The organism is Ureibacillus sp. 179-F W5.1 NHS, from assembly GCF_045369345.1.
Classification (GTDB): Bacteria; Bacillota; Bacilli; order Bacillales_A; family Planococcaceae; genus Ureibacillus; species Ureibacillus halotolerans.
Window position 1 is genome coordinate 88,323 of the sequence record NZ_JBIQFG010000004.1, and the last position, 23,145, is coordinate 111,467.

The 23,145-nt window shown below is 36.3% G+C and carries 25 protein-coding genes and 1 pseudogene; 21 read left to right on the forward strand and 5 right to left on the reverse strand.

What is annotated here, in order from left to right:
- Positions 1–336: 336 nt before the first annotated feature.
- From ACH0B5_RS03620 to ACH0B5_RS03630, 3 genes are all read left to right on the forward strand, one after another.
- On the forward strand, positions 337–918 hold the full coding sequence (locus tag ACH0B5_RS03620; protein WP_406927395.1) for a nitroreductase family protein: 582 nt from the start codon (positions 337–339) through the stop codon (positions 916–918).
- 323 nt (positions 919–1,241) lie between these two features.
- On the forward strand, positions 1,242–1,901 hold the full coding sequence (locus tag ACH0B5_RS03625; protein WP_406927396.1) for a suppressor of fused domain protein: 660 nt from the start codon (positions 1,242–1,244) through the stop codon (positions 1,899–1,901).
- A 127-nt stretch (positions 1,902–2,028) separates the two neighbouring features.
- On the forward strand, positions 2,029–2,769 hold the full coding sequence (locus ACH0B5_RS03630; RefSeq protein ID WP_406927397.1) for a hypothetical protein: 741 nt from the start codon (positions 2,029–2,031) through the stop codon (positions 2,767–2,769).
- A gap of 128 nt (positions 2,770–2,897) precedes the next feature.
- Here the strand turns inward: ACH0B5_RS03630 and ACH0B5_RS03635 are convergent, their stop codons facing one another.
- Together ACH0B5_RS03635 and ACH0B5_RS03640 are read right to left on the reverse strand one after the other, a co-directional pair.
- Positions 2,898–3,425 (reverse strand): nucleoid-associated protein, encoded by a 528-nt coding sequence (locus ACH0B5_RS03635; protein WP_406927398.1) that lies wholly within the window; start codon positions 3,423–3,425, stop codon positions 2,898–2,900.
- A gap of 38 nt (positions 3,426–3,463) precedes the next feature.
- Positions 3,464–3,901 (reverse strand): nucleoid-associated protein, encoded by a 438-nt coding sequence (locus ACH0B5_RS03640; RefSeq protein WP_406927399.1) that lies wholly within the window; start codon positions 3,899–3,901, stop codon positions 3,464–3,466.
- Between the two features lie 161 nt (positions 3,902–4,062).
- Between ACH0B5_RS03640 and ACH0B5_RS03645 the strand changes: the two genes are divergently transcribed.
- The 16 genes and pseudogenes from ACH0B5_RS03645 to ACH0B5_RS03720 all read left to right on the forward strand — a co-directional run bounded on the left by ACH0B5_RS03645 (position 4,063) and on the right by ACH0B5_RS03720 (position 19,528).
- Complete coding sequence (locus tag ACH0B5_RS03645; RefSeq protein ID WP_406927400.1) at positions 4,063–4,359, forward strand: HAD hydrolase-like protein; 297 nt, start codon at positions 4,063–4,065, stop codon at positions 4,357–4,359.
- Positions 4,359–4,762, forward strand: a pseudogene (locus ACH0B5_RS03650) (HAD family hydrolase). The gene ACH0B5_RS03645 and the pseudogene ACH0B5_RS03650 overlap by 1 nt, the downstream one beginning before the upstream one ends.
- Before the next feature lie 110 nt (positions 4,763–4,872).
- Positions 4,873–5,316: an Lrp/AsnC family transcriptional regulator gene (locus ACH0B5_RS03655; protein WP_241559290.1), complete on the forward strand. Its 444-nt coding sequence runs from the start codon at positions 4,873–4,875 to the stop codon at positions 5,314–5,316.
- A gap of 375 nt (positions 5,317–5,691) precedes the next feature.
- Positions 5,692–6,633, forward strand: coding sequence for a nickel ABC transporter permease (gene nikB / locus ACH0B5_RS03660; protein WP_341362403.1), 942 nt, complete (start codon positions 5,692–5,694; stop codon positions 6,631–6,633).
- Positions 6,634–6,642: 9 nt separating this feature from the next.
- Positions 6,643–7,539, forward strand: coding sequence for an ABC transporter permease (locus ACH0B5_RS03665; RefSeq protein WP_122971559.1), 897 nt, complete (start codon positions 6,643–6,645; stop codon positions 7,537–7,539).
- A 19-nt stretch (positions 7,540–7,558) separates the two neighbouring features.
- Positions 7,559–9,106 carry a glutathione ABC transporter substrate-binding protein gene (locus tag ACH0B5_RS03670; protein ID WP_406927401.1) on the forward strand — a complete coding sequence of 516 codons (1,548 nt, stop codon included), beginning with the start codon at positions 7,559–7,561 and terminating at the stop codon, positions 9,104–9,106.
- 130 nt (positions 9,107–9,236) lie between these two features.
- Positions 9,237–10,217 carry an ABC transporter ATP-binding protein gene (locus ACH0B5_RS03675; RefSeq protein WP_406927402.1) on the forward strand — a complete coding sequence of 327 codons (981 nt, stop codon included), beginning with the start codon at positions 9,237–9,239 and terminating at the stop codon, positions 10,215–10,217.
- Complete coding sequence (locus ACH0B5_RS03680; protein WP_122971561.1) at positions 10,214–11,236, forward strand: ABC transporter ATP-binding protein; 1,023 nt, start codon at positions 10,214–10,216, stop codon at positions 11,234–11,236. The genes ACH0B5_RS03675 and ACH0B5_RS03680 overlap by 4 nt, the downstream gene beginning before the upstream one ends.
- 114 nt (positions 11,237–11,350) lie before the next feature.
- Positions 11,351–12,955 carry a gamma-glutamyltransferase family protein gene (locus tag ACH0B5_RS03685; RefSeq protein ID WP_122971562.1) on the forward strand — a complete coding sequence of 535 codons (1,605 nt, stop codon included), beginning with the start codon at positions 11,351–11,353 and terminating at the stop codon, positions 12,953–12,955.
- Positions 12,956–13,032: 77 nt separating this feature from the next.
- Positions 13,033–13,566 carry a chromate transporter gene (locus tag ACH0B5_RS03690; protein WP_277749710.1) on the forward strand — a complete coding sequence of 178 codons (534 nt, stop codon included), beginning with the start codon at positions 13,033–13,035 and terminating at the stop codon, positions 13,564–13,566.
- On the forward strand, positions 13,563–14,123 hold the full coding sequence (locus tag ACH0B5_RS03695; RefSeq protein WP_122971564.1) for a chromate transporter: 561 nt from the start codon (positions 13,563–13,565) through the stop codon (positions 14,121–14,123). The genes ACH0B5_RS03690 and ACH0B5_RS03695 overlap by 4 nt, the downstream gene beginning before the upstream one ends.
- 301 nt (positions 14,124–14,424) lie before the next feature.
- Positions 14,425–15,213, forward strand: a complete 789-nt coding sequence (locus tag ACH0B5_RS03700) for an ABC transporter ATP-binding protein (protein WP_406927403.1) — start codon at positions 14,425–14,427, stop codon at positions 15,211–15,213.
- A 3-nt stretch (positions 15,214–15,216) separates the two neighbouring features.
- On the forward strand, positions 15,217–16,020 hold the full coding sequence (locus tag ACH0B5_RS03705) for an ABC transporter permease (protein WP_122971566.1): 804 nt from the start codon (positions 15,217–15,219) through the stop codon (positions 16,018–16,020).
- The gene (locus tag ACH0B5_RS03710; protein WP_406927404.1) at positions 16,021–16,893 is read left to right on the forward strand and encodes an ABC transporter permease; all 873 of its coding nucleotides are present in this window, start codon (positions 16,021–16,023) and stop codon (positions 16,891–16,893) included.
- 51 nt (positions 16,894–16,944) lie between these two features.
- Positions 16,945–17,997: an ABC transporter substrate-binding protein gene (locus ACH0B5_RS03715; RefSeq protein ID WP_122971568.1), complete on the forward strand. Its 1,053-nt coding sequence runs from the start codon at positions 16,945–16,947 to the stop codon at positions 17,995–17,997.
- A 322-nt stretch (positions 17,998–18,319) separates the two neighbouring features.
- Positions 18,320–19,528 (forward strand): MFS transporter, encoded by a 1,209-nt coding sequence (locus ACH0B5_RS03720; RefSeq protein ID WP_406927405.1) that lies wholly within the window; start codon positions 18,320–18,322, stop codon positions 19,526–19,528.
- A 224-nt stretch (positions 19,529–19,752) separates the two neighbouring features.
- On the opposite strand, the gene ACH0B5_RS03725 is transcribed toward ACH0B5_RS03720, so the two are convergent.
- Positions 19,753–20,778, reverse strand: a complete 1,026-nt coding sequence (locus ACH0B5_RS03725; protein WP_406927406.1) for a threonine aldolase family protein — start codon at positions 20,776–20,778, stop codon at positions 19,753–19,755.
- Positions 20,779–20,914: 136 nt separating this feature from the next.
- Between ACH0B5_RS03725 and ACH0B5_RS03730 the strand changes: the two genes are divergently transcribed.
- Entirely contained in the window at positions 20,915–21,274 is a 360-nt protein-coding gene (locus ACH0B5_RS03730; RefSeq protein ID WP_122971571.1) for a hypothetical protein, read from the forward strand.
- Between the two features lie 55 nt (positions 21,275–21,329).
- On the opposite strand, the gene ACH0B5_RS03735 is transcribed toward ACH0B5_RS03730, so the two are convergent.
- A complete protein-coding gene (locus tag ACH0B5_RS03735; RefSeq protein ID WP_338322892.1) occupies positions 21,330–21,623 on the reverse strand; it encodes a Parvovirus coat protein VP1-like protein in 294 nt (97 codons plus the stop codon).
- A 253-nt stretch (positions 21,624–21,876) separates the two neighbouring features.
- Positions 21,877–22,050: an asparagine synthase gene (locus ACH0B5_RS03740; protein WP_122971573.1), complete on the reverse strand. Its 174-nt coding sequence runs from the start codon at positions 22,048–22,050 to the stop codon at positions 21,877–21,879.
- 130 nt (positions 22,051–22,180) lie between these two features.
- Here ACH0B5_RS03740 and ACH0B5_RS03745 point away from each other — a divergent pair, with 130 nt between their 5' ends.
- Positions 22,181–23,134 (forward strand): aminoglycoside phosphotransferase family protein, encoded by a 954-nt coding sequence (locus ACH0B5_RS03745; RefSeq protein ID WP_122971574.1) that lies wholly within the window; start codon positions 22,181–22,183, stop codon positions 23,132–23,134.
- Positions 23,135–23,145 lie beyond the last annotated feature (11 nt).

Below are 23,145 nucleotides of genomic sequence, written 5' to 3' on the forward strand. Positions count from 1 at the left end.
AAATAAGGAAAATAAATCCAATAACCTATCCTACTAGGAAATATGTGTTATAGAAAGAACGTATAATTTCATCATGTTTTTCAACTATCATCTCCATTTCTTAGATGAAGGAAAATTAATTTTTATATTGATACGCTATGTGAAATAGAACAGATTCCCTATTAAGAAATCTATTTTCATTTTCACTCAAAAGCAAACTAGGAAAGAAGAAAGTAGAATTAGACTTTTTATGAAAATATCATTTGATAGTTGTGAGCGGAAAGTGTTTCCTAGACCACAAAATAGCGTAAAGCTATAATGAAATAGGAATAGATCGAAAGAGAGGGATTTCCTGTTATGAATTATTTTGAAGCGTTGAAAAATCGTCGTTCCATCCACTTTTTAGAAGATGTGGCAGTAGTTCCAGATGAACAAGTAATTGAAATTGTTGAAACGGCATTAAATCATGTGCCAACGGCTTTTAATGGGCAAGAGACTCGTGCAGTTGTAATTTTTAATGATGAACATAGAACGTTATGGAATCGTGTAGAGGAAGTGGCGAGGGCAAAGAATGGAGACCGAGATTTTTCACGTACCGAGTCTCGTATTAATGGGTTCCGTAATGGCCATGGAACGATTTTGTTTTTCCAAGATACGGCTATTACAAAAGGATTCCAAGAAAAAATGCCAAATTTACATAATGAATTTGATGTTTGGGCGCAACAAAATCAAGGAATGTTACAATATGCTATATGGACTGGTTTAGAAGCAGTCGGTTATGCAGCATCCTTGCAACATATGGAAGTACCATTAAAAGAAGAATGGAATATTCCTTCAACATGGACATTAATCGCCCAGATGCCCTTTGGTAAACAAAATCAAGAATTAACAGAGAAACATATTGTGCCTGTGAAAGAAAAGTTAATTGTAATTCGATAACAAACGATCTAAACGGATTCTGAAATATGGAATCCGTTTTTTTATTTTCTGCAGAAATCAAGAGGGGAAAGTTTTATATATCAGTAACTCTTACCTGAATGATTGGTGACCAAATTAGTAGTTCAATAGATGTTTAGGTGCTAAAAGGACTATGGACAAAAAACGTTTTTCCTAAAATTAGGAAACTTATTACATAATTAGAAAAAGTATAGTATTATAGCTTTGGTTAAAATCTAATTTTTCATAAAAAAGATTGTTTTTTTAGATGTAATTATAGAGGTCGAACCGATATAAAATTAATATCTGTGAAAAGGAGGGTTTTGATGAAACTTGATGAGTATAGAAGGCTTGCGGCAGAACAGGAAGATTGGGCACCAGGATGGAAATCGATAGATTCGGTTTTTGATAACCTCTATCCTAACCAAAGTCCAGCCCATTACGGAACATTGTTACATTCTCGTGCCATTTTTGGTGGTGATGAATATTTAGATGGATATAGTATTTATGATTCACCAAAAGGATTTAAACATTTAGTTACCTACGGAATGACAGAACTTTATACAAATGAAGAAGCATTCGGTGGTGAGTGGAGTCGCTGGGGCTATGAAATGACGATAAAGCTTAAAGAACAAACAAATGATGAATGTATGTGGGCCATTGATATGTTATCTAACCTTGCAAGATATACTTTCACTCAAAATCGATTTTTTGAGCCATTGCAATTTATAGCAGGAAATGGTAGTTCTCTTCATATAGGGACGGATTCCAATATTACAGCTTTATTAGTCGTGAATGATACTGAAGCTGAAGGGATTAATACGGTTCATGGTAAAGTGGAATTTATGCAATTAGTTGGTATTACACAAAGAGAATTAGAACTATTAATGGAAAATCGAAAGAAAGCAGATGTTCTTATTGAGGAGATGAAGAAGGATAACCCGTTTTTAATAACAGATATGAAAAGGACCGATTCTTATTTATAATAGTTTAAAAGACTTCAATTTGAAATTTTAACTTCAGGAATATTTACTTACTATAGACTGAATGTTAAAATAAATCGGTCTAAACAAATACCTTTTTAAGGAAAAATTAACAATTAGGAGGAATGAAATGTCGGTACCCCCAAATTTTGAAGATTCATCAACAAACAGCGTAGAGGAAGAACGTATAGCTATAGAGGAACAAACAATAAATGAAGAAACGCCGAATGAGTACGGATTGAAGTATTGGTTAATTACACTTCTTCTTTTAGCGATTCCTTTTGTAAATATTGGATTTATTATTTACTGGGCATTCTTTGAAAAGAAGGAACCTCGTAAATCATTTACAAGAGCATATTTAATCATTTTTGGAAGCTTTTTTGTACTTTATATGTTATTAATAGCAGTATTTTTCTTCTTTTTTGCCATGGCTTATTTCCAAGATCCATATGAGTATTTTGGTGAGTCTACAAATAAGTATAGTGATGAATACGGTTATAGCGAAGACTATGAATACACTGAAGATTATTTATATGAAGATTCGTATTTGCCAACAAGTTATTATGATACAAGTGTAGTAAATGGTGTGGAAATAGCGGATAGTTGGACTGAACTTAATTATGATTATGAATGGGAACTATTTGTCGACCTATACGTTTCCGGTGAACAAGAAGTAAATGAAATTAAGTTAAAGGTAGAGCAAGTAGACATTGATGGTACAGTTTTAAATACTTCCTATGAGACATTCAATGAGCGTTATTTACCTGGTAATAACTATCAAGTTCAACTAGATTTAACAGATAGCTATGATCCGAATGTAGCGGAACTTTGGATAAGTATTGTCGGTGAAAATGATTTAAATAATCTTTAATGAAAAGAACGATAAAAGTAGATGTATCGGTACATAAATGTAGCATTTTTTATTCCAATACATAAAGTTTATTTAAAGTAAAAATCCCACACCTTGCTTTGAGGTAGTGGGATTTAACCGTTATAAAGTTATAATTCTTCTTGGAAATAAATTTTGTAAAATTTTCGATTTGTCCCTTCATCATAACCAATTTCAATGAGCTCGTCGACTTGTTCGATGTTTTGGACATTCACTTGTATTTCGATATTGGAATCAAGTTTTATTTTCCGTTTATACGTTTTTTCTACCTTTTCAATAGCTGTTTCAGATATAACGGTTTCATATGGTTTGACAGTATTGACAATGATATCTTTTTGAGCGGGATCCACTTTTTCAAATACTGTATCAATATAATTATCTACTTGAAATTCCTCTTCATTTCTAAAATAATCGAGGGTTTTATTTAATAAACCTAACTTCTCTGTATTGGAATAACTTTCTTCTTTTAAAATATACTTTTTACATTCTGTTAATGCTAAATTCGTTTTATGGTAATGTTCATCAGCCACTTTAATTTTTAAAAAACGCTCTTGCCAATAGACGACATCTTCTTTTCGTTTTGTTTTAATAAAGACGATTGGAGCTTCATCCGCTCCCATATCGACGATAACGGCCATATTATTTATTTTCTTTGTGTTTATGCCATCAATACCATTTACAACAAGTTTGTTTTCTTCATTTTCACATCTAAAAATAGTTCTTTTTCATCGATTTTGACAATTGCTAATACCTTTTTTGCACCAGTTGGCATCATACAATTTTCAAATAGACCGATAAATAATTCGCCACCTTTAATGTTTGGATGCTGGGAGGCACTTTGTAAATGGGTAGCAATATTTTTCGACTGTTCTAGAAAACCATCATCTTGGTCAAAAATTGATTTCACATAAGTATATATTTCGTTTAATCCGAGATCCGTTTCATGGAAAAATTCGTATGGTTGTTCAAAATCGATTTTATGAAAAGCTAATTGAGTAAAGGCTGCTTCCAGCATCATTTCTGGTTGAGGATACACTTCTTCGCCTGTTAAAAGGGTATCTGCTACATAATGGATAATATATTTCGATAATTGACTTTCACTAACATCTAGCATTATCTTCACCTTCTCATCTAAAGTTGTCGATAATCTACCATAACATAATTTCTAGACTATGAATATATCACAATAATATTTACTTGTGACCTTTTATAATAGAGGGCTTTTATAAAGTTAGAGAGAAATAAAATAGTATCGTTCCTTGAGGAGTGGTGATAATGATCAGAGCTATTTTGTTCGATTTAGATGGGACGTTACTCAATCGTGATGAGTCGGTGAAATATTTTGTTGAAAATCAATATGACCGGTTTTGTACAAACTTTGAATTCATTTTAAAGGAGATGTACACAAAGAGATTTCTGGAACTCGATAATCGAGGATATGTCTGGAAAGATAAAGTATACCAAAAGTTGACAAGGGAAATGGATATAAACAAAGTAGCGTGGCAAGAGTTGTATGAAGATTACATTACTGAATTTACCATTATTGCATTCCTTTTCCTCATCTCAAAATGATGTTAGAGGAATTAAAAAGGAACAACCTTTTATTAGGTATCGTGACAAATGGAATGGGACAATTTCAAATGGCAAATATAAAGGCACTAGAAATTGAAGAATATTTTCAAACAATTATTATCTCAGAATGGGAAGGGAAAAAAAGCCTCATCCTAAAGTATTCAAAAGAGCAATGGAGAAACTAGACGTTTCCCCTTGCGACTGTGTATTTGTTGGTGATCATCCTCTCAATGATATCGACGCTAGCCAAAAGGTAGGGATGAAGACCATATGGAAAAAGGATTACACTACTTTTTATGTGAACGCAGATTATACAATAGATAATTTAGCAGAAATTCCTCTTATTATTTCCAATTTAAATAATGGGGAGGGGAAAAAAAGGATGTTCTTTCATTTTGATTGAAAAATAGGCTATAATCATTCTGATTGGAATAAAAATGCGTGGATTATTATCGTTTTGATTAATTTTCTCGTATAATACGCATAAATAGAAAGTTGGATGGAGGAGATGAAGTGGATCAAATCGATAAAAATATTTTGTCGCTTTTAACTGAAAATGGGCGTTTATCTTATGTAGATATCGCGAAAGAATTAGGTCTATCCCGGGTTGCTGTCCGTGAACGGGTTGCTAAACTAATGGATGATGGCGTAATCGAGCAATTTACCGTTGTCATTAATAGCTCGAAAGTAGGGAAAGAGGTTTCTGCATTTTTTGAAATAGACTGTGAGCCAAGTTCCCTCGTTCGAGTAGCGGAAGCATTGGCGGAAAATCCAAGTGTGGCCAGCTGCTATCAAATGACGGGACCTTCTACATTACATACCCACGTATTAGTTGATAATTTTCCTGCTCTTGAACGATTCATCAATGAAGAATTATATGCATTAGACGGAATTACCCGAGTTGAAAGTCATATTTTGCTTCGACGATTTAAAAGTAGACGTGGTTTAAAATTATAATAATTTTTAAAACTCATCGTAGATTACGATGGGTTTTTTATATCTTACATTTTGTTTTACAAACATAGGTAAATGGAAACATTTCGTAAGTCGAAAGGTATGAAGAATTATGAAAAGCCTATTTCTATCGCAATGTAAACCTTTTCAGTTTCCGAACAAAAATTAATGTTATGGGGAAAAATAGTAACTTTTCGGAAGTATTTTGCTGCTAAAACTATCAAAAAGTAGAATGATTAGATAGAATTTTTAAAAAAATCTATATTTTTTGTAGATTTTTAAATTTCTATGGCGTATAATCGTTTTTAAATTATTCAGAACATTAAGTAAGTGAAATTGAAAATTTGGTTTACAAATGTTCGAAAAGGAGGCTGTTAAATGATTGCAATGATTGTCCGTAGGTTTTTTCAATTGATTTTCTTATTATTTGGAATTACCTTCTTAGTTTTTTCTTCTATGTATCTTGCACCTGGAGACCCAGCTTCTATGATTGGAGGGCCAACTGCAACAGAAAGCGATCTAGAAGCCATTCGAGATGATTTAGGATTGAATGATCCTTTCCTCACTCAATACGGTCGCTACATAGCCAACTTAGCTCAAGGAGATTTAGGATTCTCCTATCAAACCCGCCAGCCAGTTGCTGAGGCTATTGCTATTCGATTTCCAAACACATTAAAGCTTGCCGTCGCCAGTATGATTATTGCGATTATAATTGGAATCTTCGCTGGTTTAATTTCAGCATTGAAGCACAATAGCTGGTTGGATGTCACTTCGACTACCTTTGCCCTCGGAGGAATTTCCATTCCAAACTTTTGGTTAGGTTCCATTCTTATTTTAATCTTTTCCGTTAATCTTCAATGGCTCCCGGTAGCGGGATTGTCAGATCCGTGGTGGACAGCAGAAGGAATCAAACAGCTCATCTTACCAGCCATAACGCTCGGAACCGGTTCGGCAGCGATGATTGCCCGAATGGTCAGGTCTTCGATGCTTGAGGTTGTTCGTGCTGATTATGTGCGAACGGCAAGAGCGAAAGGCGTGAAAGAGCGCAGTGTTATTTGGATTCATACTTTAAAAAATGCGATGATTCCTGTCATTACAGTAATTGGTTTGAATTTCGGTGCATTGTTAGGTGGCACGATTATTACTGAGAAAGTGTTCGCTATTAATGGGGTTGGGCGTTTAATGATTGATGCGATTGCAGCCCGCGACTTCCCGATGGTACAAGGATCTGTATTACTAGTCGCAACTTTATTTGTTCTAGTAAATCTGATCGTCGATATTGTTTATACGTATATTGATCCAAGAATTAAATATCAGTAAGAAAGGGGGATGACAATGGCTGAAACGGTAGCTTTAACAAGTATTAAAAAAGAAAAGAAGAAAGAAAAAACCTTTATCGTCATTACGAAACGATTGTTAAAAAATAAACTGGCAGTTGCTGGTTTAATTATTATCGCGCTCCAAATCGCCATGGCAATATTTGCCCCGTTTATTACTTTTCATGATCCGGTAAAGCAAAACTTAAATTTAAGTGAGCTTCCGATGTTTAGTGAAAATCATTGGTTAGGAACAGACAATTACGGCCGTGATGTATGGAGCCGAATTGTATATGGAGCACGTATTAGTTTAATCGTTGGGATTGTTGCCGTAACTTTAGGACTTATCGGTGGCGTTATCCTCGGGATGCTCGGTGGTTATTATAAAAAACTAGATGGCTTGATTATGAGAATAGTAGATTTGTTGTTCTCATTCCCAGGTATTTTACTTGCCATGCTGATTATTGCCATTTTAGGAACAAGTTTAATCAATGTGGCCATTGCTATAAGTATTTGGTCAATCCCTACTTGTGCAAGAATTGTTAGAGGTTCCGTTCTTTCCATTAAAGAAAAGGAATATATCATGGCGATGAAATCGTTAGGAGCTTCGGACTTACGCATTATGTTCAAACATATATTGCCAAACGCCTTTGCTCCAATTATTGTATTTGCCACAATGCGGATGGCAACAGCCATTCTTTCTACGGCTTCACTAAGTTATTTAGGATTAGGGGCTCAGCCGCCAACGCCTGAATGGGGGGCGATGATTTCCCAAGGACAAGCATTTATGTGGACTTCCCCCCACTTAACAATAATACCAGGTATTGCCATTATGTTAACCGTGTTTGCCTTTAATGTAGTGGGTGATGGATTACGCGATGCCATTGATCCAAATATGGATATTCAATAAAACAAACGGAGGAATGAAAATGAAGAAAAATTGGTTCTTAATGTTTACCCTCATTACGGCTCTATTATTAGCAGCCTGTTCGAGCGATGATTCATCATCTCAATCAAGCAATGAATCTAGTGGAGGTTCGAAGGAAGTTGAAAGTTTAACGTATGCTTCTTTAACAGATGCAGTTGGTTTAAGCCCGATTATGACAAATGACTCAGCATCTTCTAACGTTATTGAACATGTTTATGAAACTCTTTTTGAAAGAGATGCAAAAACGATGGAAATTAAACCATTATTAGCTGAATCCTATGAAAACCCAGATGAACTTACTTGGGTAATCAAATTAAAACAAGGAATTAAATTCCATGATGGAACAGACTTCAATGCAGAAGCAGTGAAATATACGTTTGATAAACTACGAGATCCAGCAACAGCAGCACCTCGTGCAAGTTTACTAGAACCGGTAGATACAATTACAGTTATTGACGATTACACAGTTGAAATTAAAACGAAATATCCATACGGACCATTTTTAGCAGCTTTATCCCATTCGAATGCAGCGATTGTTAGTCCAACAGCTGATCAAAAGCAAGATTTAATGAAGGAACCAGTTGGGACAGGTCCATTTAAGTTTGTTAGTTGGACACCAGGTGACCAAGTTGTATTAGAAGCTAATCCTGAATATCGTGATGGCCCACCGGCAGTGAAAAAGTTCATTTTAAAAGTTGTTCCAGAAGTATCCACAGCAATTTCTATGTTACAGGCAGGGGAAGTACAATTTATTGACAAGCTTCCAACTGAACAGTTAAGCCGGATTGAGGGGATGAAAAATGTTAATGTCGAAAAAGTAAATGGTACAGGAGAATACTATTTAACATTCAATTTCTCCCGTCCTGAAAATCAAGATCCTGAGTTTAGAAAAGCGGTAGCAAGTGCTATCGATCGCGATGCATTTATTTCAAAATTAAATGGTTTAGGTGTAAGAAGCGACAGTGTCATCGGACCTCAAGTGTTTGGTTATAAAGATACTGCTGATAATGCTGGAACACCATATGACTTAGAAACAGCAAAAGAATTAGTAAAGAAAAATGGTTATGATAAACGTCCGATTACGTTACTTACTGCTAACCGTGGAAACTTCGTATTAATGGCTGAAGTTGTTCAAGCTCAATTAGCGGAGGCAGGATTCGATGTTCAAATTGAAACGATGGAATGGGCAGCATTTTTAGATACTGCAAGAGCGGGAAATTATGACCTTACATTCTTAAGTTGGTCAAACGTAACTGCAGATGGTTCTGAATTACTTTACCCTAACTTCCATAGCGATAATGTTGGTTCATCAAACCGTGCCCAATATAGTAATCCAGAATTCGATAAACTGGTAGAAGCGTCAAGAACGACGACAAATCAAGAAGAACGCTTAACGATTTTAGATCAAGCAAATCGATTAATGCTTCAAGATGATGCGGTAGTCGTAATGTATCACGACGTTGTAACAGCAGCATTGAGTAGTAATTTACAAGGGCTAATTCTTGATCCGACTGGGAAATGGGATATTTCTGCTGTAACAGCAAAATAGTTGAAAAGTTAACGGGACAAAAAGGGAACAAACTTAACTTGTCCGGTCGGTTAATGAACAATGGGTTGGATACACCACTTACAGATTGTTCACACACCTTTACAAGTAATGCAGAAAGTAGGGTTACATTATGGGAGAGACATTACTGGAAGTCAAAAACATTGTGACGGAATTTCGCACAGCAGACGGACAACTTCCCGCTGTGCGAGATGTCTCCTTTTCATTACAAAAAGGAGAAACACTGTGCATTGTCGGTGAATCAGGTTGCGGTAAAAGTATTACTTCTCTCTCGGTAATTGGACTATTACCTAGCAATGGAAAGATTACGAGTGGAGAAATTCTTTATGAAGGCAACCCAATTCACAATTTACCACAAGAAAAAATGCGTAAAATACGCGGTAATAAAATTTCAATGATATTTCAAGAACCGATGACTGCTTTAAATCCGGTACTTACAATTGGTTATCAAATTCGGGAACCGTTAATGATTCATCATGGGTTATCGAAATCAGAAGCAACAAAACAAGGGATTGAATTGCTAAAACAAGTAGGGATTCCTTACCCGGAAAAACGGATGAATCAATACCCCCACGAACTGAGTGGAGGAATGCGTCAACGGGTTATGATTGCTATTGCTTTATCTTGTAATCCAGGATTGTTAATTGCGGATGAACCGACGACCGCATTAGATGTTACGATCCAAGCTCAAATTCTTGATCTCATTAAAGCTTTAAAAGAAAAGTACAACATGGGTGTCATGATGATTACCCATGATATGGGTGTTGTAGCCGAAGTTGCTGATTTGGTTATGGTGATGTATGCAGGGAAAAAGGTTGAAGAAGGAACGGTTGAAGAAATCTTTAATAACCCAAAGCACCCTTATACAATAGGTCTTTTAAATTCTGTACCTAATGTAGACGATCCAGATTTTGAATTGGAATCGATTCCTGGATCTCTACCTAGTCTAAATGAACAAATCACTGGATGTCGATTCCATACGAGATGTCAATTTGCAACGGATATTTGCCGGACAAAAGAGCCGACAGTATATGAAGTATCAGCAAGTCATAAAGTGAGCTGTTGGTTAACGGAAGAGGGGGTGAACAAATGAAAGTCGCTTTAGAAAAAACATCGCCAAAAGAAAATACTGATTCAAAGGTGCTCCTAGAACTCCAAGGCATTAAAAAATATTTTCCTATTAAAGGTGGCGTTCTGCAACGGAAACAAGGCGATGTCAAAGCGGTGGAGAATGTTTCCCTTAAGCTTTTTGAAGGGGAGAGTTTAGGAGTAGTAGGTGAATCGGGGTGCGGAAAATCAACATTAGGTAGAGCTATTTTAGGATTAGAAGAGTTAACCGATGGTAAAATCTTTTTTCAAGGTACTGAAATTCAAGATTTAAAGAGAAAAGAAAAGCTTCGGTTTGTAAAACAAATGCAAATGATTTTCCAAGATCCCTTTGCCTCATTGAACCCCCGTCAACGAATTGGTCATGCGTTGGAGGAAGTGTTCACGATGCATACAGACATGTCGGCAAAGGAAAAAAGGGAAGCGGTCATTAGTTTATTAGAAGAAGTTGGATTAAAAGAGGATCATTTTTATAAATATCCCCATGAATTTAGTGGGGGGCAACGTCAACGGATAGGTATTGCCCGTGCCATTGCCTTAAATCCTTCCTTTGTCATTTGTGACGAAGCGGTTTCGGCCCTTGATGTGTCCGTTCAAGCTCAAGTATTAAAGTTGTTAAAGACATTACAGGAGAAATATCAGCTTTCTTATTTGTTCATTTCCCATGACTTAGGTGTCGTACGTTATTTCTGTGATCGGGTGCTTGTTATGTATTTAGGTAATACGGTGGAACTTGGTACAGTAAAAGACTTGTTTGATAAGCCTCTTCATCCATACACGCAAGCATTATTATCGGCGATTCCAAGACCTACCGTTAATCGGAATCGTTCGAGAATTCGTCTTCAAGGGGATTTACCAAATCCGGCAAATCCGCCTAGTGGTTGTCCGTTTCATACGAGATGTCCAATTGCAACGGAAAAATGTTCAGCTGAAAAACCGGAGTGGAAAGAATACGGACCAAATCATTTTGCTGCCTGTCATTTTGCAGGTCAGTCTATATTGTAAAGAAAACTCCTCCTACGAAAATAGTAGGGGGAATATTAGTTTCGTAGTAAACTATATTTAAACAAATGAAACTTGGTACTATGTAGTTGAATGTTGTTTATAGGAGGAATGTTTATGGATTATTTATTTCACCCATTTGCATCAAAACGACATACCGTTTTTGCTAAAAAGGGGATGGTGGCTACTTCACAGCCATTAGCAGCACAAGCAGGATTAGAAATTTTACAAAAGGGTGGGAATGCGATTGATGCAGCCATTGCGACAGCGGCTGCTTTAACTGTTGTTGAACCGACTTCAAACGGAATCGGTGGTGATGCTTTTGCGTTAGTATGGATCAAAGATCAATTGCATGGATTGAATGCTTCGGGTCCTTCTCCACAATCTATATCAGCTCATGCAGTTAAGGAGTTAGGGTTTGACAAAATGCCAGTACATGGTGTTATTCCGGTTACCGTTCCGGGTGTCCCAGCTGCATGGGCGGCATTGGCAAAACGTTTTGGGCGTCTACCATTATTAGAATCATTAAAACCAGCAATCCGCTATGCGGAAGAAGGATATCCGTTAACGCCGATTTTAGGGAAATATTGGCGTATCGCCTATAACAAATTTAAAACGACTTTTGCAACAGAAGAATTTGATGCATGGTTTGAAACTTTTGCTCCAAATGGAAGAGCCCCTGAAATAGGGGAAGTTTGGAAATCACCGGGTCATGCTGCAACACTGAAGTCAATTGGGGAAACGGAAGGCCGCTCCTTCTATGAAGGAGAACTTGCTGATAAAATTGATTCATTTATGAAACAGCATAATGGATTTTTAACGAAAAGTGATTTAAGCCAATTTGAACCCCAATGGGTAACGCCGATTTCCACCAATTATAGAGGCTATGATGTTTGGGAAATTCCACCTAATGGGCAAGGAATGGTAGCTCTTATGGCATTAAATATATTCGAAAAATTACCAACGCCCCAATGGCAAAGCGCGGAAACGATCCATCATCAAATTGAGTCGATGAAACTGGCCTTTACAGATGGTCAAGCATATATAACAGAACCGGAGGAAATGCCGATTTCTGTTGAAGAATTATTGTCTGATCGTTATGCAGAAAGACGCAGCCAAATGATTGGTGATGAGGCCCTTGATCCGCAACCTGTTGAATTAGTAAAGGGTGGTACTGTCTATTTAGCTGCTGCAGATGAAGAAGGAAATATGATTTCCTATATTCAAAGTAATTATATGGGCTTTGGTTCGGGAATCGTTATCCCGGGAACGGGCATCGCGATGCAAAATCGTGGAGCAGACTTTAGTTTAGATGAATCCCATCCGAACGTGTTAAAGCCTGGTAAGAGAACATATCATACGATTATTCCAGGATTTTTAACGAAGGACGGGCAAGCAGTCGGACCATTTGGTGTAATGGGTGGTTATATGCAGCCTCAAGGCCATTTCCAAGTTGTAACGAACACGATTGATTATTTATTAAATCCTCAAGCAGCTTTAGATATGCCAAGATGGCAATGGATGAAGGGTAAAACGGTACACGTGGAGCCGGAGTTCCCGAACTACTTAGTTCAGGCGCTTGCACGTAAAGGTCATGATGTGCATGTAACTTCGGATGGTGGTAGTTTCGGGCGTGGTCAAATTATTTGGCGAAATCCAGAAACTGGAGTATTGCAAGGTGGAACAGAATCCCGTACAGATGGAGCAATAGCGGCTTGGTAAAAACTGTAGAGAAAGAACAGGCACCTGAGTCCCTAACTCCTGAACCACCACGCCCTTATTGGAAAAGAAATTGGGATATTATTGTCGCCTTCTTTCGAGTAGGAATGTTAGGCTTTGGAGGGGGGCCATCTGCTATTCCCCTTGTGCATCAAGAAGCCGTAAAAAAATATAAATGGATGACAGATGAGGAATTTTCGGATACATTAGCTATTGCTAACACACTTCCAGGACCAATTGCTACGAAAATGGGCGGTTATATTGGCTATCGTGTTGCCGGTGTCGTTGGTTGTATCGGTGCCTTGCTTGCAACGGTTGCTCCAACTGCCATCATCATGATTTTTTTACTGCAAGTTTTACAAAAATTTAAAGATATACCATGGGTACAACATATGTCCATGTCAGTTGTACCTGTTGTCGCTGTAATGCTTGCGACGATGACGTGGGATTTTATAAAAAAATCAGGGGAAACCCTTGGCTGGTTAAAAGGATCAATTTTTATATTTTGTGCTTTACTTTTAACGGAATTACTTCAAATTCATCCAGCAATCGTGATTTTAGCTTTAATTATTTACGTGTTTCTTCCCTTTAGCCGAAGGGGGTTAAAGAAATGATATATTGGGAAATTTTCTGGGCCTTCTTTATATCGAGTATTTTAGGTTATGGTGGTGGACCGGCTTCCATTCCGTTAGTAGAAAAGGAAGTTGTAGACCATTACGGCTGGCTGACAAACCAGGAATTTAGTGAAGTGTTAGCGGTTGGTAACTCATTACCTGGACCGATTGCTACGAAACTTGCTGCCTACATTGGCTATACAGAAGGTGGTTTCCTTGGTAGTTTTATAGGTTTGTTTGCTACAGTAGCCCCATCCATTATTTTAATGTTGCTGTTAATGGCGGTCTTACTGAAACATAAAGATAAGCCTCAAGTTAAAAATATTAGCGTTGTAGTACGGCCGGTCATAGCTGTTCTACTAGGTGTAATGACGTTCGATTTTGCAAAAGATAGTGTTGTAAGTCTAGGACTCATTTATACAATCATTTTATTAGTAGGAAGTTATGTATTACTTGAAAAATTGAAATGGCATCCAGCGCTAGTTATTCTTATTGCGCTTGTAATAGGTGCAGTAACTGGTTTATACAATTCCGGGGAATTAACCTTCGGATTTTAAAGTGAATGCCTAAAGAAGTTCAACCGATATTCTGGTTGAACTTTTTTTGTTTTCCGAGTTTATAAGATTTATTTAATATAGTATCGCTCGAAAAAGAATTTTCTAATTTTTAGCTACCGAATATGCATGAAAACTATTGGAAGTTCAAAATAGTAAATTTTTTACGTAATCTTTTTACACTTTGTCTAATGTATATGACAATTTCCTCGCTATATAATTATGTAAACAATCTTCACATATTGAGTGATAAAATCTGCCATTAAATAATTAGTTATTCCGACAATGGAATGGAGAAGGAGAGATGTTCATGACAATAACGAAAATAGACAGTCCGGAAATTATGATGAGTCAAGTAAGTATGTGTTACAAAACGAATTCAACTGAAGTACTGGCGTTAAAAGAAGTGACAGTAAATATTCAAAAGGGAGAGTTTGTATCTTTACTCGGACCGTCCGGTTGTGGGAAAACGACATTGCTTCGTATAATGGCAGATTTATTGCAACCTACAAGTGGTGAAATTACTATCTCAGGCGGAACAGCAAAAGAGGCTCGATTGGCACGGAAATATGGTATCGTTTTTCAAAGTCCTGTTTTGTATGATTGGCGAAAAGTTAAAAAGAATATTACATTGCCATTGGAAATGATAGGGCTACAAAAAGAAGAACGGGAAGAGAGGGCTGAACGATTACTAGAATTAATAGGACTCTCAAAATTTAAAGATCAATACCCTTGGCAATTAAGTGGTGGAATGCAGCAGCGTGTAGCCATTGCAAGGGCATTAGCCATTGAGCCGGAGATTCTACTAATGGACGAGCCTTTTTCTGCATTAGATGAATTTTCCCGGGAGCGATTAAATGAAGAACTGCTTTCCATCTGGTCTAAGGTAGGTAGTACCGTTGTTTTCGTTACCCATAGTATCCCCGAAGCGGTATTTTTATCAGACCGTGTTTTTGTTCTATCCCCACATCCAGGAAGATTATCGAAAGTAGTAAATATACCCCTACCTCGTCCAAGAAGAGAGGAAATGAGAAACAGTCCCGAATTTTATCAACTAATATCTGACATTCGTCAAAGTTTTGAAGGAGTGTAGCCGATGAAGTGGCAAGTGTATCGAAGTCGATGGGTTCCTACGATCATGTTAGTTATCGGTTTATTGTTTCTTTGGGAGTTTCTTTCTTGGCTTTTATTAACGTTAGATGTTCCATTAGCCCAATCGAAAGTTCCTTATATTCATGAATTAGTTATCACCTTTACCCAATATTCCGGAACCCTTTTTTCGGAAGGTTCGGTTACCTTGGCCAATGCTTCCCTAGGATTTCTTTTAGGGGCTGTTGGAGGAATTGTATTAGCTATTTTGATGAGTCTGACAAAATGGTTAGAACAACTCGCCTTTCCTTATGCTGTAGCTTCCCAAATGATTCCTATTCTAGGTTTAGCACCGATTGTGTATGGTATTTTTCGAGATGAACAATTAGCCAGAATTTTGATTGCAGCTTATACAACCTTTTTCCCTGTTACTCTAAATATGTTACGAGGTTTGCGCAGTGCTGAACCTTCCTCCCTTGAACTAATGTACTCCTATGCAGCAAAAAAGTGGACCATTTATACCCGGCTTCGCTTTCCACAGGCATTGCCAAGTCTTTTTACGGGGTTAAAAATTGCAGCACCTTTAGCTGTTACAGGTGCGATTTTAGTAGAGTTAATGGGTGCAACAAAAGGATTAGGGGTGCTTATGCTTCGTAATCTTTACTATGGCCCTTCCCATAATTATATGTTTTGGCTAACCGTTCTTTTTGCTGCTTTCTTAGGAATAGTAAGTTATTTCATTGTTACTGTTATAGAGCGAATAGTCACCCCATGGCAACCGGAATTTCGAAAGTCAGGAGGAGATAAATAGATGGGAGAAAAAATTGCTGATCATAAGACGTGGGTCGAATCATCTGTTGAACAAGAAACGTCCTCTCTTCCTTTTACATTTTCAATCTCTCAAAAAAGAACAAGTAGAAAGAAGAATGTACGTAAAGTTCTCTTACCTCTTATAGCGGGTATTTTGTTTTTATTATTATGGCAATATCAAGTTTTTCACCGTATTTTCCAGTTAGAAACTTATCAATTACCGATTCCCACAAGTATTGGAGAAGCCTTCGTTGAAAATTTTAGTACCCTTATTTCCTTCACAGGCTATACATTAACGGAAGCCTTCTTCGGAATGGTTATTGGATCAGCACTCGGGTTTCTTTGGGCAATACTTGCGGCAGCTTTTCCAAAATGGGGGAAAAGTGCATTAATGTTAATCGTCGCTTTCAATGCGGTTCCAATTGTTGCTTTAGCACCGATTATGAATCTCTGGTTTGGCAATGGAATTGGCTCAAGAATAGCAATTGTTACAATAACGACAATGGCCGCTATGGCAATAAATACGAATAAAGGGTTAATGAATGTAAATCCACTTGCATTAGATTTAATGTATTCCTACGCAGCTAAAAAAACTAAAGTATTTCGATATTTAAGAATCACCAATAGCCTACCATATATATTTACTGCTTTAAAAATTAATACGACGGCAAGCATGATTGGTGCCCTTGTTGGTGAGTTTTTCTACTCTTCAAAAGGATTAGGTTATTTACTTTCCAACTCAATTAAAATTGCTCAAATGCCCCTTGGATGGTGTTGTATTGTCATTGCTTCGATTGGAGGGGTCCTCTTTTATTTAATAATGGAAGGTTTAGAGAAAGTTTTCTTAAGTTGGCATACTTCTGAGAGAACGTAATGGATTCATTTAATTTAGATAAAATGACAATGAATTAGAGGGGGAATGGGAATGAAACGAAAATTTTATAGTGTTTATCGTTTATTTGCACTATTTGTACTTGTCATAGTTATGATATTGACTGCGTGTGGATCTGAAACGGAAAGTGGGACTAATTCTGAATCATCAAGTAATGGTTTAACGCCTGTTACATTGCAATTGAAGTGGGTTCCCCAAGCCCAATTTGCCGGTTATTATGTAGCGCTTGAAAAAGGATATTATGAGGAAGAAGGGCTTGATGTAACAATTGCTCCAGGTGGCCCTGACATTGTGCCGGAACAACAGGTTGCTAATGGAGCGGCACATATCGGGGTTGACTGGGTAGCAAGTTTATTACCCCATATTGAACAAGGGTTGCCTTTAGTGCAAATTGCACAAATTTATCAAGAAAGTGGATTGTTACTTATTTCGAAAAAGGATGCCGGAATTGAGTCGCCGGAAGATTTAGAAGACAAAAATGTTGGTAATTGGATGGGTGGAAATGAATTTGAACTATTAGCTTTATTTGATAAATATGGATTTGATCCAAATAGCGATCTTTCTTTTGTAAAACAAGCTTTTACGATGGATCAGTTTTTATCGGGAGAACTAGATGCAGCATCTGCTATGACCTATAATGAATATCATGTTGTTCTTGAATCGGGAGTTTCAGAAAGTGACTTAAATGTGATTGATATGAATGATGAAGGTGTTGCGATGCTCGAGGATAATCTATTTGCCAATAAAGAATGGTTAGAAGAAAATAAAGAGACGGCAGCAAAATTCCTTCGGGCTTCCATTAAAGGATGGCAAGAAGCGATAAAGGATCCAGAAGGTGCAGTAGATATTATAATGGCTGAATCTGAAGAAGGAAGTAGTACAAGGGAACACCAATTGACGATGATGAAAGAAGTGGCAAAACTTGTCGTTCCAGAAGGGTTTGATCCGGAAAAGATTGGACAAACCGATGCGGAAATGTTCCAACAAACAGCAGACATCGCCCACCAATTTGGGGTAATCGAAAAACCTGCTAATGTAGAAGAGGCTTTTACGAATGAAATATTTGAGATGGCCACTTCGCAATAATGTAAGAACAAGTATCACAAAATGAATATTATTTATAATAAGCAGGTAGAGGAAAACGGTATGTTTTTCTTTACTTTTTTTGTGTTTTAATGTTCAGAATTTTGACAATATACAGAATGGTTGGTAGGTGTTAATATTATCCATATAGATATACCAATCCGAATTTTAAATTTGAAGAAGCGGACCAACGATTTACAATTCCTTTCGTACCCTTTAACGTTGGAAAAAATGTTCGGAATTTCATTTCGTTTCTTCGCTATTCATTGTTATCTTGAATTGAAGAAACGAAAGATTATGAGCTAGTTCCATTGGGGGCGATAAAATGAAAATGATTCGGAAATATTATTTAATCTTTTTTGGGTTTGGATTTTCCTATTTAGGAAATTGGATTTACCTTGTGGCATTAAATTTATTCGTTTGGCATTTAACCGAATCACCAGCTGCAATGGCAGGAGTTTATATTGTTGGACCAATTGCTCGAATATTAACGAGTTTTATTGCAGGTTCTATCATTGATCGGACGAATAAGCGAAAACTAATGATAGTAAGTGATGTGAGTCGGGGGGCCATTGTCTTGTTGATGCCATTTATGGATTCCATCTGGTTCATCTATCTTCTTCTTTTTATGGCCAATATTGCGAGTAGCTTTTTTGCGCCGAGCAGTACGTACTATATTACAAAATCAGTACCAAATGAAGAAAAACAACAATTTAATGCTTTATTAGGCATGTTCAATTCAGGCTCCTTTTTAATCGGACCAGCACTTGCAGGGGGACTTATTTTATTGTTTGATACATCTGTCGCCATGTGGGTAAATAGCTTAACGTTCTTTACTTGTGCATGGGCCATTTATTTATTGCCCAATGTAGAAGAACCAGAAGCGGTCAGGGAAACGATGACTTGGAAAATGCTAAAGGAAGATTATGTGACGGTCATGGATTTTGTCAAAAAAGATAGCTTATTCATAAAGATATTTTTATTTTTCCAGTTAACACTAATGATTGCCCATGCCCTTGATTCCCAAGAAGCTACTTTTATCAAGCAGCAATTGGCGTTATCAGATAGTTTATATGGAATGATGGTCAGTGTGGCGGGTGTTGGTGCTATTGTCGGTGGTATGGTTGCTGCAAAATACGCCAATAAGTTTACAAGTCGGCAATATATCGCAAATGGTTTATTTTTAACGATGTTCTTTTATGCGTTATTTTATTGTTCGTCAACAATGTATTTGGCGTTAATAAGCTTTGTGACATTAGGGTTTTTTATGGCATTTAGTAATGCAGGGTACAATACGTTTTATCAAGTAAGTGTCCCAGGTGAAATAATGGGACGTTTCGGCAGTATTGCGAATATTTTTCAAAGTACAATTCAAATACTGTTTACATTGTTTATTGGTCTATTTGCAGAATGGTTTACGTTGCAATTTACGACGGTTTCCTTTGGAATATTAGGAGTTCTATTTGCATTATTATTGTATATTATCTTGTATTCTAAAAAAGCTTCATCACAATTTAAGGAGGGGTTAGCTTGATAAGCTACGAACTACAATGTATTTTTTGTAAGCAACCATTTCATGTGATCGAAGGAACTCGGAAATATAATTTATACAAACGAAATATGAATGGAAGATTTTCTTGCGAAGATTGTGACCGTAAAATTGAACATGAGGCAAGAAAAAGTTTATTAAGAAAACTTTAAGGAATGATAACCTCCTGCTAGTGGGGCAGGAGGTTGATTTTCTTCGATAAATTTTCATTATTTTTGGATCAGTGTTTTAATATCCTCCATTAACTCCTGGCAAACTTCTTTCGTAGTAAACCAAGATGTAACGAACCGAATAGCGATTTTATCTTCTACAGGTTCCCAAATTTCAAATTCATACATTTCCCTTAATGCATCAACTACTTCTTTATGGAAAATGGGGAAGATTTGATTTGTAGGAGATTCACTTAAAAGGGGAACACCTAATCGTTTTAACTCATGACTTAGAAAACTTGCAAGTTCATTTTCATGTTGCCCCATTTTAAAATATAAATCATCTTTAAAAGCAGCCTCGAATTGAATTCCGACAACAAATCCTTTCGCAAGCATAGCACCTTTATTTTTAATATGATAACGGAAATATGGTTTTAATTTATCATGAAAGATGACGATTCCTTCTCCACTTAACATACCTATTTTTGTTCCACCTATGTAAAAAACGTCACAAAGATCCTTTAACATATTAAACTTCACATCGCTAGCTGCCAGTCCACTTGAAAGTCGTGCTCCATCAATATACAAATAGAGGTTGTGTTGCTTACAGTATTCATATAATGTTGAAAGTTCATCTAGTGTGTAAACTGTCCCAATTTCCGTTGATTGGGAAATGTAAACTAATCCGATTTTCACCATATGTTCGTCTTGATGGTAAGTTAATGCAGCTTCAATATCTTTTGGGGAAAGTTTTCCGTCTTGTCCAGGAACGGTATAAACTTTATGGCCGGTTGCTTCAATCGCTCCCGTTTCGTGAACGTTAATATGACCGGAATGACAAGCTAGTACCGCTTCGTATGGGCGAAGTATGTGGGAAATGACAGAAGCATTTGCTTGTGTTCCGCCGGTTACAAAATGAATGTCACAATCATTGCTTTCCAACTTCTCTTTAATTAATCGTTTCGCATTTTCTGAATGCCGATCTAGTCCATATCCAACATTTTGCTCGTTACTTGCTTTGTTTAATGCTTCTAAAATAGCTGGATGACATAGTTCACTATAATCATTTCGAAAACTATATTTCATATGGAAACCTTCTTTATCTTTTATTTTTATTCCATAGTATACCACCAAATCTATTTTTTGAAATAATCTTTCTTTTTATGATAATTTAAAAATAATGAATTTATATAAAAGAACTGAAGAATGGGAGAAGCGGTTTATGACGAATTATTATTATTTAGCATCCGATCAAAAAATGGGTTTAGGGAATGGTTCCCTTGATATGACGGAGGCTGAGGTTGAAACAATACCTGGATTTGATTTCCCTGTTCAAGTGGAGATTGTTAATGGAGTAGAAAAAGCGTGGGAGTTAAGAGAACTTTTACAATATATCCAAAATCATATGGCACCTTATAAAACGTGTACAGTTCAAGTGGCAAATCTTTTAAATTCCAATCGTGTTGAATTGAAAGTACAAAAGAAATCCAACATATTATTACACGAAATAACGGAATCGAGGCAATTATTCGTACAAGAGGGGCAATTATTGACGATTAATAAAGTGCCAACTTCCTCATAATGTCTTATTACAAAAGAAAAAGGAAAATCTAGCTGAGAGGATTTTCCTTCTATCTTTAAAAGAAAAAATTTTTTAAGTTGATAGCTCTAGAAAAAAATCTTGCATCTCTTCCCATCTTACTATTGGAATGGGTGTAGGAAGATAAACATTGTTGAAATAACCGATCACAATATCTTTTATTGCTATTTTGTAAATAGCATTCATCATGAAATTTACAGCAAGCATCAACTGGGTTTGTTGGTGCACCGGGCCCTGAACAGCCGGGTCCGCAGTAACGATAACCGGGATAACACAATCCTATTCTAGGACGACGCATGTTTTGTACCTCTTTTCTATTTTTTCTAGTCATAATAAATTATGTTTTACTAGAATTGTGAAATAGGCTTTAATCGAGTAATGACAGTAGGAAATAAGAAAAATGTATTATAAAACCTCTTAAATGTTTTGTTTTCTCTGTAATGATTGCTAATCACCAAAAAGTATGATGTAGAAAAAACCAAAATGTATTTTTCCGGAGCTTCTATATTTACACGGAAAATCCATTTGAGTGAAATCTAAATATTCAATAAAAAAAGGAAGTGCCTTAGACACTTCCTTTTTAACTAACGACGATGTTCAACTAGGTCAATTGCACCTAATACAATATGGGCTAAACCGAAACCGAAAATCGTGTTTGCTAACATTTTGTTAGAACTTTTTTGTTTCATGGCATAACCTGCAGCTGTTACTGCTGAACCTAGCACTGTTGGGATTAATCCTTCACGAATATTGTTCATAAAAGTCCCTCCATCGAAGTTAGTTGGTGATGACACCTTTCCTATTATTTCTTAAAATCCACGAGGATATTCTTTTCATGAGAAAATTCAACTATCCTAATGAGAAGGTGGTAAGAAAGAGGTTTTTATAATGCAATATCGAATATTACATGGAAATAAATACATAGTTGGAGGTAATCAGTTGGAATCCAATTTAATAAAGAGAATCGACTATTTAAAAAATGCCGATAGCATTCTACCTTTAACAAAAGGATTTTCAAACGACCAAAAATTTGTCATTGATCAGCGGTTTCTTTTAAGAATTTTTCCCATGGACCAACAAGTAAAAAGAAAAATAGAATTTGACACGATCCATCAACTATCTAGCATTTCCGAATGTGTCCCAAAAACAATCGAATTTAATCATCTTGAAGATCTAAATAAATGTTATATGATCGTCTCATTCTTACCTGGGAAAGATGCAGAAGAAGCATTGAAAGAATTAACTACTACTGAACAATATGATGCCGGATATATGGCAGGGAATGAACTAGGAAAATTACATCAATTAGTAGCCCCATCCCATTATCCTTCTTGGGACATAGTAAAAAAGAAAAAAAGCGATTATTATTTACTTGAATTGAAAAATATTAATATTGATGAAAATATAAAACAATTACTAGAGTCTTATATAAAAGAAAATGAAGATTTGATGATTGGTCGACCGAATACATTTCAACACGATGATTTTCATCCTTCAAATTTATTAATAAAGGATAAGACCTTTGCTGGCATTATTGACTTTGAAAGGATGGATTGGGGAGATCCGATTCATGATTTACAAAAGTTAGGTTTTTTCTCAAAACAAGTTAGTGTTGAATTTACTAGGGGAGTCATTGCTGGCTATCTTGCTGGTCAGACAATGGATTCTTCTTATTTTTGGAAGTTATACGCTTTATATAGTGCAATGCATATCGTTTCTTCACTTGTATGGGGATTAAAAAGCGTACCAGAAACCTTCGATATACTATTAAAACATTCATTGGAAGTGTTAGAGGACCATGACAATTTCAAAAATACCATTCCGAAATGGTATCTTCCATAATACATAAATGT

Coding starts and splice junctions, on each gene's coding strand:
- ACH0B5_RS03620 (WP_406927395.1), top strand. CDS start 337: ATGAATTATTTTGAAGCGTTGAAAAATCGTCGTTCCATCCACTTTTTA.
- ACH0B5_RS03625 (WP_406927396.1), top strand. CDS start 1,242: ATGAAACTTGATGAGTATAGAAGGCTTGCGGCAGAACAGGAAGATTGG.
- ACH0B5_RS03630 (WP_406927397.1), top strand. CDS start 2,029: ATGTCGGTACCCCCAAATTTTGAAGATTCATCAACAAACAGCGTAGAG.
- ACH0B5_RS03635 (WP_406927398.1), bottom strand. CDS start 3,425: ATGGCCGTTATCGTCGATATGGGAGCGGATGAAGCTCCAATCGTCTTT.
- ACH0B5_RS03640 (WP_406927399.1), bottom strand. CDS start 3,901: ATGCTAGATGTTAGTGAAAGTCAATTATCGAAATATATTATCCATTAT.
- ACH0B5_RS03645 (WP_406927400.1), top strand. CDS start 4,063: ATGATCAGAGCTATTTTGTTCGATTTAGATGGGACGTTACTCAATCGT.
- nikB (WP_341362403.1), top strand. CDS start 5,692: ATGATTGCAATGATTGTCCGTAGGTTTTTTCAATTGATTTTCTTATTA.
- ACH0B5_RS03665 (WP_122971559.1), top strand. CDS start 6,643: ATGACAATGGCTGAAACGGTAGCTTTAACAAGTATTAAAAAAGAAAAG.
- ACH0B5_RS03670 (WP_406927401.1), top strand. CDS start 7,559: ATGAAGAAAAATTGGTTCTTAATGTTTACCCTCATTACGGCTCTATTA.
- ACH0B5_RS03675 (WP_406927402.1), top strand. CDS start 9,237: ATGGGAGAGACATTACTGGAAGTCAAAAACATTGTGACGGAATTTCGC.
- ACH0B5_RS03680 (WP_122971561.1), top strand. CDS start 10,214: ATGAAAGTCGCTTTAGAAAAAACATCGCCAAAAGAAAATACTGATTCA.
- ACH0B5_RS03685 (WP_122971562.1), top strand. CDS start 11,351: ATGGATTATTTATTTCACCCATTTGCATCAAAACGACATACCGTTTTT.
- ACH0B5_RS03695 (WP_122971564.1), top strand. CDS start 13,563: ATGATATATTGGGAAATTTTCTGGGCCTTCTTTATATCGAGTATTTTA.
- ACH0B5_RS03700 (WP_406927403.1), top strand. CDS start 14,425: ATGTTCATGACAATAACGAAAATAGACAGTCCGGAAATTATGATGAGT.
- ACH0B5_RS03705 (WP_122971566.1), top strand. CDS start 15,217: ATGAAGTGGCAAGTGTATCGAAGTCGATGGGTTCCTACGATCATGTTA.
- ACH0B5_RS03710 (WP_406927404.1), top strand. CDS start 16,021: ATGGGAGAAAAAATTGCTGATCATAAGACGTGGGTCGAATCATCTGTT.
- ACH0B5_RS03715 (WP_122971568.1), top strand. CDS start 16,945: ATGAAACGAAAATTTTATAGTGTTTATCGTTTATTTGCACTATTTGTA.
- ACH0B5_RS03720 (WP_406927405.1), top strand. CDS start 18,320: ATGAAAATGATTCGGAAATATTATTTAATCTTTTTTGGGTTTGGATTT.
- ACH0B5_RS03725 (WP_406927406.1), bottom strand. CDS start 20,778: ATGAAATATAGTTTTCGAAATGATTATAGTGAACTATGTCATCCAGCT.
- ACH0B5_RS03730 (WP_122971571.1), top strand. CDS start 20,915: ATGACGAATTATTATTATTTAGCATCCGATCAAAAAATGGGTTTAGGG.
- ACH0B5_RS03735 (WP_338322892.1), bottom strand. CDS start 21,623: ATGACTAGAAAAAATAGAAAAGAGGTACAAAACATGCGTCGTCCTAGA.
- ACH0B5_RS03740 (WP_122971573.1), bottom strand. CDS start 22,050: ATGAACAATATTCGTGAAGGATTAATCCCAACAGTGCTAGGTTCAGCA.
- ACH0B5_RS03745 (WP_122971574.1), top strand. CDS start 22,181: ATGCAATATCGAATATTACATGGAAATAAATACATAGTTGGAGGTAAT.